The 19,058-nt window shown below is 67.0% G+C and carries 7 protein-coding genes; 1 reads left to right on the top strand and 6 read right to left on the bottom strand.

Annotated elements, in window-relative coordinates:
• The first annotated feature begins 61 nt into the window (after positions 1–61).
• Entirely contained in the window at positions 62–361 is a 300-nt protein-coding gene (locus tag DI276_RS48325) for a tyrosine-type recombinase/integrase (RefSeq protein WP_112277035.1), read from the top strand.
• 266 nt (positions 362–627) lie between these two features.
• Here DI276_RS48325 and DI276_RS48320 read toward each other — a convergent pair whose 3' ends face one another.
• The 6 genes from DI276_RS48320 to DI276_RS48295 all read right to left on the bottom strand — a co-directional run bounded on the left by DI276_RS48320 (position 628) and on the right by DI276_RS48295 (position 18,924).
• Entirely contained in the window at positions 628–1,557 is a 930-nt protein-coding gene (locus DI276_RS48320) for a Dyp-type peroxidase (protein WP_157985405.1), read from the bottom strand.
• Positions 1,558–1,670: 113 nt separating this feature from the next.
• Positions 1,671–5,189 (bottom strand): S8 family peptidase, encoded by a 3,519-nt coding sequence (locus DI276_RS48315; protein ID WP_112277031.1) that lies wholly within the window; start codon positions 5,187–5,189, stop codon positions 1,671–1,673.
• Positions 5,190–5,211: 22 nt separating this feature from the next.
• The gene (locus tag DI276_RS51710) at positions 5,212–5,508 is read right to left on the bottom strand and encodes an ankyrin repeat domain-containing protein (protein ID WP_198681359.1); all 297 of its coding nucleotides are present in this window, start codon (positions 5,506–5,508) and stop codon (positions 5,212–5,214) included.
• A 205-nt stretch (positions 5,509–5,713) separates the two neighbouring features.
• On the bottom strand, positions 5,714–6,103 hold the full coding sequence (locus DI276_RS48305) for a DUF4240 domain-containing protein (RefSeq protein ID WP_112277029.1): 390 nt from the start codon (positions 6,101–6,103) through the stop codon (positions 5,714–5,716).
• 180 nt (positions 6,104–6,283) lie between these two features.
• A complete protein-coding gene (locus DI276_RS48300; protein WP_157985404.1) occupies positions 6,284–6,736 on the bottom strand; it encodes a DUF4240 domain-containing protein in 453 nt (150 codons plus the stop codon).
• On the bottom strand, positions 6,733–18,924 hold the full coding sequence (locus tag DI276_RS48295) for a DNRLRE domain-containing protein (RefSeq protein WP_232837440.1): 12,192 nt from the start codon (positions 18,922–18,924) through the stop codon (positions 6,733–6,735). Before DI276_RS48295 ends, DI276_RS48300 begins: the two co-directional genes overlap by 4 nt.
• Positions 18,925–19,058: the final 134 nt, after the last annotated feature.

Genomic DNA, 19,058 nt, shown 5'->3' with positions numbered 1-19,058 from the left:
CGGCGCTTCCGAGGAGGCATGAGGACATCCTTTCAGCAGAACCGCTGGTCCTGCTAACTCGGTGTCCACTGCCTGGGGTGAACCTCACGGAGGGCAACCGCTACGGCCCGAGTACGTCCTCCGGCGGTTCCATCAACTCACCGAGCAGGCAGGGCTACCCAGAATCCGCATCCACGACCTACGTCACTTCGCCGCGACCACGATGCTCGGCTCGCAGATTCCGCTGGCCATGGCATCCAAGACGCTGCGCCACTCGACCTTGTCGACGACCACGGAGATCTACGGCCACCTGCTGAAATACGTCGCGCTCGACGCGGTCAAGGCGATCGAGACCGCGCTCGCGAAGGCCGACGCGGCATAGCGCGACCACATTGCGACCATAATCGGGCAAAAACGACACCAGCGGGTCTACCTCGAAAGGTAAACCCGCTGGTCATTGGCCGTCGGGACGACAGGATTTGAACCTGCGACCCCTTGACCCCCAGCGACTGAGCGGCATGCTCCGGCCTGCTCTTCCAGGTCACCGCTGAGTGTAACCAGCCGGGTAAAGGAGTCCGTGAATCCGCAGCCATCGAGGCCAGATCGCATTGGCGGAGCGAGAGCCTGGCGCCCCAGAGCGGACCGTCTCTAACCGGCGTTACTGCCCACAAGTTGTTTGCCCACGTAGTCACCGTCGCTACCCGGCAGCACGAAGTAGTAGCCCCCACCGAACGGCAGTAGGTACTTCTCCAGCGCCTCACCGGCCAGCCGACGCTGGATGGTGGCAAAGCCGAGTTCCACATCGCGCTGGTAGCAGACGAAGATCTGGCCGCAATCCGACGGGCTGAGCCGGTAAGAGTGCCCGCGACGCAGGATCTTGTGCGCTTCGCTCTCCGGGGTCCGCGGGTTCGCGCGCCGGATGTGGGCGTTGAGCGCGATGCGTCGGCCGCCTGGATCACTCGGGTAACCGGGGTCGGCGTGCTCGGCGGCCTGGCCTAGCGGAGCACCGGTGTCCTTGGTGCGACCGAAGACCCGTTCCTGGACCTCGAGCGGTTCCGCGTCCCAGCTGGGCATCGCCAGCCGGATCAGGCGGACGACCTGATAGCTGCCGCCCACACACCACGCCGGTTCGTCGTCACCGGGCTGAACCCACACGTGCCTGTCCATCAGACTCGCGTCGGACGCGTCGGGGTTCCCTGTTCCTTCGCGGAAACCGAAGAGATTGCGCGTACCGTCCGGATGGAACCCGGCCATCCGCCAGCGCGGAATCAGACCCGGTATCCGCCGTGCCACCGCGGCGTCTACCGGTTCCTGGGTGTCGGCGCTCACCTGGATGAGCAGATCTCCATGGCACCAGGCCGGATCCAGCACGTCGCTGCGGAACGACGGCATGGGCGTCAACCGGCGCGGGCGCTCGAGGCCGAACCGGCCGTCGAACAGTGACGCGCCCACGGCGATCGTCACCACGGCACCCGCAACCGGGGAGCTCAAGGCGCCCAACACGTCCGCGAGTCCTGCACGATCGCGGGCGGTGACATCGAAGGCCATCAGCTCCGTTGTGGACAGTGCAGGTGTCACCACACCTGGCTGTCGCGGAACAGGCCTGGATGCCTCCGGAGCGGAAGAGGTACTGGCGGTGCAGCCCGCCAGTCCCGTTCCGACGGCGGCCAGAAACGTCCGCCTGCCAACGTTCACGGCACCCTGACGAGGCCGGTGTTGACCGAACCCGTGCCCGCGACGGCGGGGTCGATCAACACCGTGTAGGAGCCCGAAACAGGCAGCACCGGCAGGTCGAACGCACCCTGGTCGGGCCTGAAGTTCCTGTCCACCAAGGGAGCCCCGTCCGGTTTGAGAATCGTGAGGTTGAACGCCTTGTTGCTGAACGTACTGCCGCTCGTGTTCAGCCTCAGTTTCTCGGCAGCGGCACCGGTGAACGACACCTGGCCGTCCTGACCGGCCCTGCTCACCGAGATCCTCACCGTCGGGCCGCCGATCGTGACCGTCCCCGCGTTGACGGGCGCGGACAGGGTCAGCGAGACCGAGCCGGTGATTCCGTTGCCGTTGCTCGACTTGACGACGACCTCGTAGGTACCCGTCGCAGGCAGGACGTCGAACACGACGCTGCCAGGCGCCGGGTTCATTCCGTAGTCGACAACAGTTCCATCGGGCCTGATCAAGCGCACGACGTGTTCCCCGAAGCCAGCCGAGAAAGTCGTGAGGCCGAGATTGAGCCGCTGGCCCGCCACCCCGTCGAACCTCGCCCTGCCGTGCTGCCCTGGCCGGGAGAGCGAGGCGGTCTTCTGCGCGCCGGTGGTGGTCATGACACCCAGGTCCACGTCCGCGGACAGCCACGAGGTCAGCGTTCCGCTGTTCGAGCCCGCGTTGACGAGCAGGTCATGACTGCCGGTCGTGGTCAACGCCGGGAAGGTCCCGCCGTTGACGTAGCCCTCGACCGACTTCGTCACCCCGTCGGGACCGACGACGAACGCCCTGGGCAGACCGCCGTTGGTCAAGCTCGTGTCCGCATAGCCGACGCCGAGCCGCTGTCCCTGCGTCCCGTCGAACCTCATCCGGGCATGCTGGCCCGGCCGGTTCAGGGTCAGCGGCCGGCCTGCCTGCGCGGTGGTGACGTCACCGGCGTTGATCTCGTTCGACAGCCACAACTTCGCGTTGCCCGAACTCTCGCCGAAGAAGTGCCCGAGCACCACGCGGTATTTCCCGGCCCCTTCGGTCTTGAACCGGCCCGCGTTGGCCGGGTACAGGTACTGCGGGCTACCGACGCGCGCACCCTTCTGGTCGAACACGTCCACCGAGATCAGGATGGAGTTGCCCGGCGAGTCGGTGAAACCGAGGTCGTACCAGGAGTTGAGCTGACCGTCGATGGTGAACTCGGCGAACTGGCCCGACCTGGTCACCGAGAACGGCGTGCCCTGCACAACGACGTCGGTGATCGCGGAGGTGTTCCTGGACAGCTGCAGGGTGGTACTGCCGGTTCCGGCACCGTCCGGGTCGAGGAACACCTGGTAGGTACCGGTGACCGTCAAAGTCGGCAGCGGGACCGCCCGGCCCAGCCCCTGGTAGAGGAACGAGGAGCCGCTGTTCTTCTCGACGCTGAACGAGCGGCCCGCCGGGTCCAGCACCCACAGCTTGCTGTAGGTGTTCACTGTGTTCGGGGTGATGCCGATGCCGAGCTTGTCGTTCGCCTGGCCCTCGAAGCGAAGGCGCAACACCTTGTCGGCTGGGATGGTCGTGGCGACGCTCACGCCGTCCGCGGTCAGGGTTCCACCGTCCACGATGTCCCCGGCCCCTGCGACCGTGAAGGTATAGGCCGTCGGGGCGGACTGGACGGTGCCGTTGGCACTGCGCACCGTCAGCGTCCGCTGACCTGCCGATCCCGGTGTGACGACAACGATGATCTCGCCGCCCGCGACGACCTCGGTCGGCTGCGCGTCACCGTCGAGCTGGTAGGAGTACTTGTTGAGCGCCTGGGCACCGCCCGGCTTGAGGACGAACCTGCCGGGAATGCCCGCACCGCCGTTCGGCCGTCCGTCAGCGGGATAGTCCAGAGAGGACACCACCGGCGCCGCGGGCGTGGGCGGTGCCGGGGCAGCTTCGGCCAAGGTCAATGTCCAGCCGGACAGGCTTCCTTCGTCGAAGCCGAAGTTGTCGCGCACGACCAGCTTCCACGTTCCGTTGGCGTCCGTTGTGGACAGACCAGGAAGCTGGAAGGTCAGGTCGAGGTTGGTCACGGCGTCATCGCCGTTGGCTTCTTTCAGCACACGTTCGGTGCCGCCGGGCGCCACCAGGGAAACCGAGAGGTCGCCGCGGAACGGGTGCTCGGCACGCACCCGTACTCGTGCGGTGTCGGCAACCTTGCCGGGGCAGGCCGTCACGTTGATCGTGCTGGTGACCGAGCCTTCGTCGGGGATGGGCTGACGGGTGTCGTTGGAGACCGTGCAGACCCCGGTCGCCGGAACCCCCGTGTACAACAGCTTGTTCGGCGAGCCGGCGCCCAGACCCGTACCGGCGAGCACGTCCGACGTCGCCCTGCCGAGCAACGCGGAGGTCACCTCAGCGGGCGTCATGCTCGGTGTCTCCGCGAGCAGCAACGCGATGGCGCCCGCGACGTGCGGGGAAGCCATCGACGTGCCGTGCAGCGTGATCGTGGCGGCATCGGTCGCGTTGTGCGCGGACTTGATCGCCTCGCCCGGCGCGAACAGGTCCAGGCAGGACCCGAAGTTCGAGCCACCGGTGATCTTGTCGGGATCCTTGGGATCGTCCTTCCAGTCCCGCGCGCGTTCGTCGATCGGGTTGCTGGCACCGACGGTGATGGCCTCGCGCACGTTGGCGGGACTGTTGTCGCAGGCGTCCTTCTGCTCGTTCCCCGCGGACACCGCATAGGTGACGCCCGAGGCGATCGACTTCTGGACCGCGATCTCCTCTATCACAGACTTTCCACCGCCGAGGCTCATGTTGACCACGGCGGGACGCTGGGCATGCGCGGTCACCCAGTCGACACCGGCGATGATCTGACTGACGGTGCCGGAGTTCTCGCAACTCAGCACCCGCACCGACACGAGCTTGACCTTCTTGGCCACCCCGTAGGCCTTGCCGCCGATGGTGCCGGCGACGTGCGTACCGTGCCCGGCGGTGCTGCAGTCCTCACCGTCCCAGCCATCGCCGATGGCATCGAACCCGACGCTGGCCCGGCCCTCGAACTCCGTGTGCGCGGTACGGATCCCGGTGTCCATGACGTAGGCGGTCACCCCCATGCCCGCGCTGTCAGGGTAGGTGAAGGCGTCGTCGAGCACGGTGGTGTGCTGGTCGACCCGGTCGAGATTCCAGGGCGGGGTCGTCTGGGTTCCGAGACCGCGGACGACCGAATCGGCCTCCACTCGCGCGACCCTCGGATCGGCGGCCAAGAGCTTCGCCTGTGCCTCGGTGGCGGTCACGGTGAACCCGGTCAGCGCCGAACCATAGGTGCGCTCGACCTTCCCGCCATACCTGCCGGCGAGCACACCGGCGGTCGACGCCACCCCGGGTCCAGTCTGCTTCAGCAGCACGATGTACTGCCCGGCAACGACCTCAGCGTTTGACGGCCGGTGCACCTGCCCCTCTCGTGCCGATGCCACACCCGTGGTGACTCCGCCGAGGACCGCCACCACGACGCCGACGGCGAACAGCCATCTCCACCTGACCAACGCACTCATAGCCAAATCCCCCAGTTGTATTTCACCAGTCGAGGTCGGCGAAGAACCGCTGCACGTCGTGGTTCGCGATCAGCCGAGCCAATTCGACCGGAGTCACTCCAGAAGTGTTCGCCTTGCGCGGATTCGCCCCGTGCTCACGCAACATTTCGATGATGTCTCCACGCCCCTGTGAATGGAAGACAGCGACGAAGAGCGGGGTGTTCCCATGTGTGTTGACCACGTCCACCGCCGCACCGGCGGCCCGCAGCACGGCGGCGACCTCCGCGTTGCCCTGCTGCGCCGCCAGATGCAACGGAGTGAAGCCGTCACGATCACCCAGTCCGGGTCGGTACCGGCTGCCAACAGGGCACGAGCCTTCTCCACAGCGCCTTCCAGCGCGCAGTAGTGCAGCTCGGACCGCCCTCGCCGGTCAACCACGTCGACGTCTCCCAATGTGATTCCACCCGCGCCGATCACACCTGCGTTCAGCTCCAGCCATCGGGGTTCGACCCCGTCTCGTAGTCCAGCGGGCTGACGTGCTCCCATTACTTACCGGTAGAGCTTTCGTACGCGTGTTGTGCCACGTAGAGCAGGAACTCGGCTTCAGGTCCACCGGGTTCGGTGAACCGGCGGAACTGCTCCGGATCCGCGAGCACCGACCGACACGCCTCTTCCCCGGCGAGAACCACCACCGCTCGGTAATAGAGGAAGGAATCGGTCGACAGCGGCAACCCGGTCGCACTGGACGGCAACGCCGCGAGCTCTGACCGGTCCAGGTCGTGAAGATGCCTGGCGAGCAGGTCCTCGAACGCCTTGATCTCATCCTCTCCCGCCCGGCCGAGTGCCTCTTCAAGCGGACCGAACGCGGCCCGGTCCCGCGCCGGTGGGTCCTTGAGCACCAAGTCGATGAGCCCCCAGAACTCACGGTCGTCCATGACGCCTCTGAGGTGCGACAGAAAGCCATTCGCCCGCCTCGTGAAACTCAACCAGCTCACGCACAGCACTGCGAACTCCTGGCGCCGCGCCCGAAACGTCGTCCTGCACCAGATCACCGCATTCGACCAGCTCCGTCTTCCAGTCCGCGGACACCAGGCCCCCCAACATCGTCCAGCAGGCTAGTGGGAATCCCAGCCGTCCGGGTTCGACATCATGTCGATCGGAAACGTTCTCCGGTGTTCCATTGGAAACCCCATCTTGGCCTCGTAGTGCTCGCCCGCCAGGTACAACAGCCGCTCAGACTGCAGCTCGGGCACCGTGAAGGGCTCGAACCCCTCGCCGGTGGCCAGCACTTCCTCGAACACCCGTCGGCCAGCGAGGACGCAGGCGCACCTGGCGTACTGGAAACCGTCCTCCGACTGCGGGATCACGAGATCCCGCACGAAGACCGGGATCTCCGCGAACTGCCTGCGGTCCAGCCTGAACAACGCCTCGTGCAGGCCGTCGACGAAGTTCAGCAGGTCGTACGTGGGCAGCGGGGCCAGCCGCGCGGAGACCCGCGCCAACGCGGCATCCACATCGGCCTCGGTCCGGAGAGTGTTCTCGCCGATGATGTCCCAGAACTCCGTCACCACAGGGTCAACTGCTCCCCTCGTCGTCTGTCTTCTTCGTAGTACTTCTTACCCGGCGACTCGTTCTTGTTGCTCAACCGGACTCCCTGTTTGCGCAACTCCTCCATCCGCAGGTACTCAGCGATGTACAAATCCCTTGGTTTGCCGCACACGTGGGTGCACGTCGCATCGGCCCGGCTCTTCAGCCTGCCCTCGTCGATCCAGTGACGAAGCCGGACGTCGAAGTTGTTTGCTTTGCCGACGTAGATCGTGCCTGGGTTCAACTGGTCGGGGAACTCGTACACACCCTGGTTCTTCTTGCAGTTGTGAACGAGGACCGCTGCGTCACCGGCCACCACGTAGTAGGTGTGGATGCCGTCGACGGTGAGGTTGTGGACCCGTTGCACCGCGGTCAGCAGCTCGACCGCGGTGACCTGGACGAAGGTTCCCGCGGCAGTGCGCAGCAGGTTGCCGGGACGCAGATCCTTGGCGTCGCGCCACTCACCGGGCTCGGCAACCCAGAAGGGGTGACCGTCAGTCGCTGTGAGTTTGTTGTCGCCCTTGCCGTCGTTGTCCGTGTCGATGGACATCTCGACCAGGTTCTTCTGACCCTCGCCGGTGATCGTCGCGATGACGACCCGTTGCTCGGTCTGCCCGGTGACCGGATCGGTTGCGAGAACCTTCTCCCCCAACTCCACCTGGTCGATCGGCTTGCTGGTGCCGTCGGCCATCCGGACCTGCGTTCCGGGCGTGAAGCTGTTGCCGAAGCAATCATCCGGCTTGCTGCTGTTGTTCGGCTTGGTGCCCATCGGGTCGGTCAGCATCATCGGCTGGTTGCCGACGTAGCCGTACAGGTTGGTTCCGCCCTCGAACCCGATCGGGTCCTCGCTGAGGAACCGTTGCAAGCCAGGGCTGTAGTAGCGCGCCCGGTTGTAGTACAGACCCGTGCCGTCGTCTTCGCGGCCCGCGTACCGGAACCCGTTGCCGCCGTCGTTGCCGGAGGTGTACGTCCGGCCGAACGGTTCGTAGGTGTAGGACGCGCCCGCACCGGCGTTGTCGACGAGCCCGACCGTACTGCCCAGCGCGTCCGTCAGGTATCGGCGCGTCGTACCGCCGGCCTCACGCACCAGGAAGTTGTCAGTTCCCGAGGACGTCGTCGTCGCCGTGACCGCGCCGTTCACCTTCTCCTGCACGGGGTTCACCCCGTCGTACAGGAAGTCGGTGGTGACGCCGTTGACCGTACGACTCTGTCTGCGCCCATCGGGCCCGTAAACAAAACTCGACGTCGCGCCGGGACTCGTCTGCCCAGCGAGCTGTCCACGTGCGTTCCAGTTGTACGTCGCCACACCGTCGGAGAGGAGGTTGCCGTCCGGGTCGTAGCTGAGTGGTGAGGCACCGACAGTGCGAACCCGGTTCGCCTTGTCATACGTGGCAACGCCGAACTGCTCGGGCAACATCGCACGGGAGTAGCTGCCGCTGGTCTTGATCGGCTGACCGCTCGCGTCGTAGTCATAGACCAGATCCCCGAGAACGGTGGTGCCCGACCGATAGGTGATCGACTTGGGCTGACCGGCGTCGTTGTACGTGTACGCCTGGGACACGCCGTTTCCAGGCGCACCCACCCTTTCCCGACGTCCGGCGATGTCACGGCTCACGGTGGTCGTCGTGGTACCGCCCTGCTGCACCTCGGAGAGCTCACCCAGCGCGTCGTAGACGTGCCGCACCGCAGGCCGCCCAGGAATTGTCATCGTCCGGTCGCGCACTGTCGGGCTGTAGTCGTACGACACGCTGCCGTGTGGCGTGGTCTCGGACTTGACCCGGTCGAGACCGTCGTACTCGACGGTCGCCACACCTGCCACGGAGTCCTCGGTCCGCTTCAGCCGGCCCGCGAGGTCGTACTGGAGTTTCACCGCGCTCTCAGTGCCGTAGCGGCTTTCGAAACGCCGGTCCAGCTCGTCGTAGTCGTGTGCGGTGACGATGCCACGGCGGCTGGTGTGCGACTTCTGGTTGCCGTTCCCGTCGTACCTGAACTCTTCGAACGCGCCGAGCGGATCAGTGACTTTCTCGACGCGGTCCATCTGGTCGTAGTCGTAGATCGTCTCGCCACCGCGGGCGTCAATGACCTTCTTCTGGTTGCCGTTCGCGTCGAACTCATAGGAGTTCTTACGTCCCAACGGGTCCGTGACCGATGCGATGTCACTGGCTGCCGTGTACGACGTCTCGGTGACCGCGCCACGCGCGTCGGCCAGCACCACCTCACGGCCCAACGCGTCGAACCCGCGCGTGGTGACCCGGCCGAGCTGGTCTGTCGTTCTGATGACGTCGGACCCGACGAAGTCGATCAACGTGGACTTGTTGTCCGGACCGGTGACCTTGGTGATCAACCCGTTCTGGTCGGGCACGTAGGTCGTCTTGCGGTTCGTCGGATCGGTCATCGACTCGACCGAGCCGCGTGCGTCCAGGCCGTACACCGTGTCCTTGTTGAAGATGTCGGTGTACCTGGTCAGCTCCGCGTGCGGGCCGTTGCGCTCCCATTTCTCGGTTCGGGCTTCCGGTGTACCCGCGAGAGTGGTCCTCTCCTTGACCAAGCCGTTGGCGTCGTAGACGTAGGTCGTCTTGCGCTGCAAGGCATCGGCCATCGCCTTGAGGCGGACTCCGTCGGCCTCGTACTCGTTGGTGGTCTGCGCGGCAAGCGGCGTGCCGAACGCCTTCGTGTCGGTCAGCACCGAGCCGCGGTCGTTGAAGGTGAACCGGCGCACGTGGCCTCTGGCATCGGTCACCTTCGTCTCGACGATCGCATCGCCGGACTCGACGTACTCGAACGTGGTGAGCCCGCCGTCCGCCGCGGTCTGCTGCCTGACCCTGCCCTTCGCGTCGTAGTCGTTGAGCAGGAAGCGGATTCCCCTGGCGTCGGTGATGGTCTTGAGCAGACCGTTCTCCCACGTGTAGCGGGTGGTTCCGCCGCGGATGTCGGTGACCGTCTCCAGGTGCCCGGTCGCGTCGTAGGTGTACGAGACGCGCCTGCCGATGTTGTCCTCAATGGACTTCACCCGCGGTGGGTTCGCGGTGTCGTAGGCGAACTTCACCCAACGGCCGCTGGGCGAGGTGATCTGCGTGACCGGGCCGTTCGCGCGGACCTTGCCGTCGATGCCCGGTGGCGCCGTGGCTCGGGTGAGCGTGGTCGTGTTGCCGTACTTGTCGCGGATCTGTTGCAGCGGCGCCTCTTCGCCGATCGTCATCACAGAGCCGTCGCGCAGGAACACGTCCCAGCCGCTGTCGATCCAGCGGACCACCGAGCCGTCGTACTTCGTCGGCGTCGGGTCGGCCTTGAACACCGCGCCCGCGTAGTCCTTGCCCGGCGAGGTTCTCCGGTAGTGGATCTTGCTGCCGTCGGCCTGGACCAGGTCGAACTCCTGGAAGACGAACTGGCCGATGACGCCGGGCGACCACGGGAAGAGCCCGTAGTTGAAGCTCGTGCCGACGCCGAAGGTGCGAATGTCGGGGTCACCCTGCCGATAGGTGCGCTTGATCTCGATCGGCGCGATGTCGTCGACGACCATGTCGACGGTCTCGTCGATCAGCAGGCCCGTCGACGGGTCGACGGGGTCGCCGACCCTGGCGCCGTTCGGCCGCGGGGCGACGCTCGGCGGGTTCATGCCGGGAACCGCGGTCATCGCGCCGGTCAGCCGGTAGAACTTGACGCTCGCGTCCGGCACGATCTGCTTGCCGTCCGGCGACACCGTGCCGTAGCCGTAGATGTGCCAGCCCTTGCCGTCCGGGTCGTAGCTCCAGAACTGGGTCCTGGTGCCCGGCGCTTCCTTGGTGTAGTTCGGGTAGATGATCGTGGCGCCCTCGGGGAAGAGGTAGCCACCACCCGGCTGGACCGTGAAGTACACCGGGACCTTGGTCGGCGGCAACGGGAACGGCGGCCGGTCGATCGGGATCGGGGTCAGCGACAGCTCGGTCGCCACGTTGCCGTCCGCGTCACGGACGACGGTGCCCGCGGGGAGGCGCACCTCTAGACCCGGGATGGACTTGGTGGTGAGCACGGTTTCGCCCTTGGTGGGGCTCGGGACGTGCACGATCGCCGTAGTGTCGATCTCCGGCAGGAACACCGTGTACGGCAGGATGAGCGCCTGTCCGCCCTTGACGTCCACACCGATGTCGAACGAGCCGAACCTGCGGCCGGGGGCGTTCGTCGCGGTGCCACCGTCGACCCGCAGGACGACATGACCGTCCGGCAGTCCGGTCAGCGCGAACTTGCCCTTGGCGTCGGTGACGACCGGCTGGTGGCCCGCCACGCCGACCGTGACGCCCACCAGATCCTGTCCTGCGGTGGACTGGATCTTGCCGATCACACCGGTGAACCCGACGGCGAACTGCAGCGGCCGGTCCCTGGTGGGCCGCGGGTCGTAGCGGGTGTTCCAGTCGGTGCCGTTGAGGTTGGCGCTGTCCGGCTGCCAGCCGGACCCGCCACCCGCCGGTGCGCACGACTCCGGCTTGGGCGTGGGCGGGAGCTCCGGTTCCGCAGGCTGGTGGGAGCCCTCCGGCGCCGGCGCACCCTTGGCGGGTTCCGGAACGGGGTCGGCCTGAACGCACTTCGGGCCTGCCGACGGCTTCGGCGGATCGAGCCGCTCCCCCTGCGCCTCCTGTGCCGCAGCGGCCGCCGGCTTGCTGACCTTGACGGTCATCGTGCCGGTCCCGTAGGTCGCGGGATCGAAGACCAGCGTGTACGTGCCCGTCAACCGAAGCGCGGTGAGCTTGAACTGGTCCCTCGACATGAACGAGTGCCGCGGCGAGATCGTGCCGTCCGGCGCGATCAGACTGTAGTAGGCACCCGAGTTGTGCGGGAATGTGCGCGTGATGTCGAGCTGCAGCACGTCGTTGGCCGTGCCGTCGAACGTCACTTTGCCGTTCTGCGCGATGCGGGTGAACGTGAGCGTCTTGGCCGCACCGCCGATGTCGGCCTTGCCACCGTCGACCTCACCGGACAACCCGATCTCGAGATCACCGGTCGCGGGACCGCCGCTGTCGTCCTGCGGTTCGAGCTGGATCTTGTACTCGCCGGTCACCGGCAGGGTCGTCAGGTCGAACCCGAACGGCAGGCTCAGCGCGCTGAACCCGTCGAGCACGTTGCCGTCCGGCTTGCGCACCGTCGGCTTGACGAACGGGATGTTCGGCGAGCTGTAGCCGAGGCTCAGCCGCTGCCCAGTCTGGCCCCCGAACCTGGCGACGATCGTCTGACCCGGGATGGTGACCGAAGGCCTCAGCAGCGGCCCGTCGACCGGGACCACGCCCATGTCGAGCGGCTCCGACAGCGCGAGCTTGAGCTCACCCGTGGTGGCGAAGGCCGGATCGAGCTGGAGCCGGTACTTCCCGGTCTCGGGCAGCGCCGCGACATCGATCTTGTTGTCGATCGCGATACCGACCAGCTTGTTATCGGTCGGCTGGTACAGCCGCGCGTCGAGCTTGCCCGGCAGGCTCTTGTCCCGGATGAGGATCTTGAGCGGCCTGTCCTTGACCCCGTCGATGTCGACCCAGACCTCCCGGCCCGGCCGGTCGAAGGTGACCTTGGTCTGCGCGTTGACCGGTGCCTTGCCCGCTTCGGCCTTGGTCGACAGCCAGCCCTTCGCGGTGCCGACCGCCTGCCATCCGCTCATGAACAGGTTGTGCTCACCGCTCTTCTTGATGGGCACGTTCTTGATGTCGGCGGTTCCGGTGCGGATCTCGACCTGGTTGTCGTCCGGCTCGACCAGGATCCCGGCGGCCTGGCCGGACCTGCCGTTCTCCCGCAACGTGTTGTCGGTGATGGCGAACCGCAGCGGCTGATCCTTCACGCCGGTGAACGGCATGCGCACCGACTGGCCCGGCCGGTTGATCTTCATCAGGGTGCTCGGCCCGTCGACCACGAGCCTGCTCGCGTCGATGGCGCCCGACAGCCAGATCTTGCCGGCGCCGAGCTCGTTCGGGCCGAAGGTCACACCGAGCTTGAAGGTGCCGGTCCTGCGGGCCTTGAACACCATCGTCGGCCGGTAGTTGTCGAGATCGGCCTTCCAGGTGTTGGTGTGGCCGTCGGGGTGGGTGATGGTGACGTTGAAGATGTTGTTGGGCATGCTGATGTCGGTCACGCCGACGCTCAGCCACTCGCCTTCCGTTGCGGTGAAAGGCATCTCGGAACGCTGCTCGGCCACCGAGACGGTGAACGGCACACCGGTGCCGTCCCTGGTCAGCTTGTCGCCGGTCAGCTCGTGCGAACCGGTGATCCGGACTTTGCCCGCCGCGTTGTCGTCCGGTGCGACGACGATCGTGTAGGTGCCGTTGGCACCGAACATCGGGATGTCCTGGCGCAGCGTGCTGCCCGCCCACAGGTCGAGCGGGTCGCCCATGGTGCGGCGCGCGAAGTCGCCGCCGTGCGGGGTGAACATCCACATCGCCGAGCGGACCGGGACCGTGTTGTTCTCCAGGTCGAGGTGCACCCGCTCGCCGACCCTGCCGTCGATCAGCACAACCGCGTACTTGCCCTCGGGGATGTCGAGTTCGAGTGGCCGGCTGAGCTCGATCCGGCCGCCGTACACCAGCTTGTCGACGACGAACCCGCGCGGCGCGATCAGGAAGTCGGCCGCGCTGGTGGCCGTGCCACCCGGCGTGCGCACCGAGATCTTGCCGGAGGAGGCCGCGGCAGGTACCTCGACGACCAGGCCGGTCGGGCTCGCCTGCTTCACCCGTGCCGTGGTCTGGTGGAACAACACCACGTTGCGCGCCGGATCCGGGTCGAACCCGGTGCCGGTGATGGTGACGGTGTCGCCGGAGTTGGCACGGCTGGCCGAGACGTTCGTGATGGCCGGTGCGGGAATGCCCCTGGTGACCACGAACGGGCTGCGACTGTCCGCAGTCTTGCCGCCCGCGACCACCTTCAGCGCGCCGGCACCGGTGCCCGCGGGCACCACGACCGTGAGCCGGTTGGCCGCGGCCGCGGTGACCAGCGCGGTGACACCGTCGAAGGTCACCCTGTTGTCGGCGGGCTGGGCGGCGAAACCCGTTCCGCTGATCTCGACGGTGCTGCCGATCGGGCCGCGTTGCGGAACCACGGCGAAGATCGACGCGACGTCGGTGCGGTAGCGTTCGGTCGCCTCGAGGTTCCCTGCCGCGTCGTACCGGTAGGCGGCCGCCTCACCGGAGTTGTTGGTAACGCCGGCCAGCTGTCCTGCGGCGTCGTAGAAGTAGTCACGCGGACCGGCGGGCGCGCCGACCGCGAAAACGTACTTCGCGGGCGCCGACAGCACTCCGCTGGACGTGACCTTCGCCCAGACCGTCAGCGTGCGCTGACCGGAGCGGACCGGGGTGAGGTTGATCGTCACGGTACCCGTGCCGGCGGGCACCTCGGCCGGAGCGGCGTCGGTGTCGAGCTGGTAGCGGAACGCGTCGGCGGCGACGGAACCCTGCGTCCGCACCGTGAACGCGCCCTGCTGGCCGAGACTGCCGTGCAGCTGACCGTCCGCCGGGTAGTCGGTGGACGACACCAGCGGCGTGGACGGCGTCGGAGCCGCGCCGGCGACGACGAAGGTGTAGGTCGTCGGCGCGGAAGCACTGCCGGAGCTGCCGAGCGCCCACACGACGAGGGTGTGCGTGCCACCGGTCGGAGGCGTGATCCTCACCGAGACGTCACCAGTGCCCGGCACGTCGGTGGTCGCGCCCTCGTCGAGCTTCCAGCGGTAGCCGGAGACGGCGATCGTGCCGATCGGACGGAAGATGAACGTCCCCTCTCGACCGGCGTCACCGTGCGGCTGACCGTCGGCCGGGTAGTCCACGGAGGACACCGCCGGTGCTCCCGGCGCCGGGAGCTGGGCCACCTCGAACACGTAGTTCGTCGCTGCGGAGACCGCGCCCGTGCTGGTGAACGTCCGCACGGTCAGCGTCTGCGAGCCCGCGGTGGCCGGGGTGATCTTGACCGCCACCTTGCCGGTGCCCGCGACGTCCGAGGTCGGTCCGCCGTTGAGCTGCCAGCGATACCCCGCGATCGCCGTGGAACCGGTCGGACGGAAGGTGAACGTCCCCTGCTGACCGGGAGCGCCGTGCGGAGCTCCACCGCTCGGGTAGTCGAACGAGATCACCTGGGGCGCACCAGGTCCGCCCGGCGGATCGGCCACTACGAACGTGTGCGTGGTCGCGGGCGACACGGTGTTCTCGGCACCGAGCGCGCGCACGGTCAGTGTGTGCTGGCCGGGTGTCGTGGGCGTGGCCCTGACCTGCACGTCGCCCGTACCGGAGACGTCGGTGGAGCCGCCGTCGTCCAGCTGCCACCGATAACCGGTGACCGGAATCGAGTTGCCTGGCTTGAGGGTGAAGACGCCTTCCCTGCCAGGTGCGCCGTGCGGCTGGCCGTCGGCCGGGTAGTCGGTGGACGAGACGGTGGGCGCGACCGGAGGCTGGACCGGCTGGGACACCACGAACGTGTAGGTGGCCGGAGCGGACGCGAGACCGCCGGCCGTGAACGAGCGGACCGTCAGTGTCCGCGTTCCGGCCGAGCCAGGCGCCAGGTTGACGGTGATTTCGCCGGTAGCGGGCCTTTCGGTCGGCTGCGCGTCGGTGTCGAGCTGGTAGACGAACTTCGCGATCGGGACGGCGTTGCCGGGCTTCAGCACGAACGCGCCCGGCCTACCGGGACCACCGTGCGGCTGACCGTCGGCCGGATAGTCCACAGAGGACACCAGCGGCGTCGCGGGCGGGACGGGGGCGGGGGTGCCCAGTCCGGCGGCGAACAAGCTCGGTCGCGGCACCTCGGCACCAGCGGCGAAGTGGTCGTGCCACTTCGTGATCACTCCGAAGCGTGCGCCGTCGGACGTCGCGACGACAGCATCCGCCGTGTCGTCACGGCTGAAGGTGACCACGTCGAACTTGCCGTCACCGGTGAAGTCGCCGACACCGGGTAGTTCGTCGCCTGGCGCGAAGTTCGCGTGCCACTGGCGGGACGTGCCGAACGCGGTACCGCTCGAGCTCGCGACCGTCACCTGACCGTTCGTGAAGGACAGGATGTCGTCCTTGCCATCACCGTCGACATCGCCAACGGCTCCCCTGGCAGCGTCAGGTGCGAAGTCGTCGTGCCACTTGGCGGCCGAGCCGAAATTCGTACCGTCGGACAGCGCTACGAACACGTCAGCCGCATCGCCTCCGGCGAACGCGACGATGTCGTCCTTGTCGTCGCCGTTCACGTCACCGACGGCGGGCATTTCGGTGCCACGCGCGAAGGTGGTGTGCCACTTGACCGGCGTCGAGGCGAACTTCGTGCCGTCCGAGAGCGCGACCCACACCGCGCCGTCGGTACCTCGGGTGAAGGCGGCGACATCATCCCGGCCGTCGCCGTTGAAGTCGCCGACCAGAGGGATCTCGGCATCGGCTGCGAAGTGGTCCTGCCACTTCATCTCCGCCCCGAACTTCGTGCCGTCGGACAACGCGACCCAGACGCGGGCATCCGTGCCACGGGTGAACCGGGCGATGTCCGCCTTGCCGTCGCCGTCGAAGTCACCAGTCAGCGGAATCTCGTCCTGCGCGGCGAAGTGGTCCTGCCACTTCCACCCGTCCTGAACGAACTTGGTGCCGTCGGACAACGAGACGAACACGTCAGCGCCGTCGCCGCGGGTGAACGTGACGACGTCGTCCTTCCCGTCACCGTTGAAGTCGGTTTTGACCTTCTTGTGCCGGGGCGCTTCCGCGACGACGAAGCTGTACGTCGTGGCCGAGGAGGAAACTCCGTTCGCGTTCAACGCACGGACCGTCAGCGTCCTGGTGCCGGCTGCGGCGGGCGTCAGGTTCACCGAGATCTGGCTGGTGGCGGGCACCTCGGTCGGCTGCGCGTCGGAGTCGAGCTGGTAGACGAACTTGCTGATCGCGACGCCGTTGCCCGGCGTGAGCACGAACGCGCCCTGCCTGCCCGCACCTCCGTGCGGCTGCCCGTCGGCCGGATAGTCCACAGAGGACACAATCGGTGCGGCGGGCGGTGCGGGCGGCGTGCCGACGTAGGACACGGCGAGCGTCGGACGAAGCATCGGTTCCGCAGCCTCGTCAGACAGGAACAACACGCGCTGCTGCACGCTGGCCTCGTCGCGGACCTTGATCTGGACACCGTTGTTGGAGGACGGTGTGTCGACCCAGCCCTGGACCATGGGGGCGTTTTCCCAGACGTGCCAGGTGGGTTTGTCGGTCACTCCGGAGACGAAGTCGGCCCTCGTCGCGATGTCGCCGCCCGGCGTGGTCCACGCTGTCGCGGTGGATGCCCTGTTCCAGGTGGCCTCGTTCTCCACGAACGGCTTGGTGAGCGGATGTGCGTCGAAAGTCGCGCCGCTGCCGTTGGAGTAGAACGCCCACAGCGACAGGTCGGCGTCGGTGATCGTGGTGCCCGGCGGGATCGCGGTAAGACCGTCGAACTTCACCGACGCGCGGGTCTTTCCATACGTGGTGCCGTTGTTGCCCACCTGGAGCCACGGCGAGCCAGCAAGTACATCGAGGTTCGTGTCCGGCTGGAGGGCGGCGAGCGTGGTGTCCGCACCACCCCTGAAGATCTGCCGCACCTGCCCCGCTTTGGGAGTGCGGGTCTGCTGCGTGGCGCTCGGGATCAGCTGCCCGTCGCGAGTCTTGGCGACGACCATGTAGTAGTAGAGGTTCCAGTCGAGGTCGCCAGCGGTGTCCGGGGTCGGCGTCGCCGTGGTGTCGATGAACCGGGTCGCCTGCGCGCCGACCGAAGTGACCAAGGTGGACGCAGACGGGGCGTACACCTGCGAAGTGGAGCGGTGCACCTGGTACTCGGCGAGATCATCCCCCGCGTACGGGGTCCACGTCAGCTCCGCGCCGTTGGCGTAGGTCTTGGTGATCGGGTGTAGAACGGCGCCGGGCCGGCCATAGGTCAGGACCAGCTTGGGGAAGGTCGCGATGTCGCCGTTGTAGGCGTTCTCCGCAGCGTGATGAACCGCACCGCCGCGATTGAGCGTCTCATCGGTCGCTTTGACCATGAAGCCGTGGTTCTGCGCGGAACCGGAGACCCAGGACTGGGCGATGTTCCGGACGTCCCACTCGTTCCAGACCTGGGTGACGTTGGCACGCTTGACCGCGGTCGACAACCCGGCCTCGCCGAACGCCGTGTTCGAGGTGTTCCAGGTGACGGTGTTCTCGGCCCATGCCGCGGTGACCCGGCGCGCCTCCATGGTGACGTCGTTGCCGCCGACGTACAGCTCGTTGTCGTAGTACATCCGCAGTTTGGCCGAGGCGATGCTCGTCCCCGCCGGCACCACCGACGTGTCGAACTTGACCAGGCTGCGCGCGATGCCGGTGTTGTCTGTGCCGACGGAAAGGCGATAGTCGGCGCCATCGTTGCGAGTGGGGGTGTCCGACCAGATCTGCGCGTCCTGCCCCGAGTTCGAGGTCGGCTCGATCGAGATCGTCGGGTCGATCACCACCGGGTACTTGCGCTGCGGCGCCGAGAGCCACTCCTGATCCGCGCGCACGGTCACGCTGATCTTCGAACCCTGCTGCTCGACCGTCTGAGAAACCTTGTCGCTGTACGACTTCTCGCTGGAGTCGAACATGAACGGTCGGGGCATGACGTACAACGGCGGACCGTCCGCGTTGGCACGGAAGAACCCGATGGAACCATCCGGCAGCGCCTGCGCGACGACACCAGCCAGATCGAGGGAGAACCGGTAGGTGGCGTTCTTGGGCGGCGCCGCGAGGGTGATCTTCTCCTTGAGGGAACCACGAGTGACCTGATAGGTCAGGTCCGCTCCGTCCCAAGCATCCGGGTAGGTGACCGAGTCGCGCTCGACCTTCGGCTCGAGCCGCCTGGACTCGCCGTCGATGCCAAGCCCGACCTGCGTGCCACCGAGCGAGAAGCTGGCCAGCCGATCGGTCCTGTCGCCGAACGCACTGACGAACGCGTTGGTGTCGTTGCCAAACACGTAACCGTGGCGAGCCTGCGCGCGCACGGTCGTGTCAACCGGTTGCCAAGCACCCTTCGCGTCCTGAAAGTGTTGCGGCAGAGCGGACAACTCCGCCTCGAACTGCCCGTTGGACAGCTCGAACACCCGCATCGACGGCGTACGCCGCTCAGCCAGTTCCCGCACTCGCGTGGGCGGCCCGGACGCCTTCGCCTGCGTATCGCTCTTACCGCCCAACAAGGGCAACGACGAAGGCAACCCGACGGCCACCAGCACGAGCACCACGGCCAACACGAAAAGTCTTACGAGCGCAGCAGATCGACGTGGCACGTGCACTGATCCCCCCAGATCATGGCGAGCGCGTGCCAAGCCCCCCGGCTGGTAGTGACACCGCGCAACCCGTACTGAACGAAACGTTA

It is taken from the genome of Lentzea terrae (assembly GCF_003265345.1).
GTDB lineage: Bacteria > Actinomycetota > Actinomycetes > Mycobacteriales > Pseudonocardiaceae > Lentzea > Lentzea terrae.
This window is presented reverse-complemented; position numbering and strand designations above follow the sequence as displayed.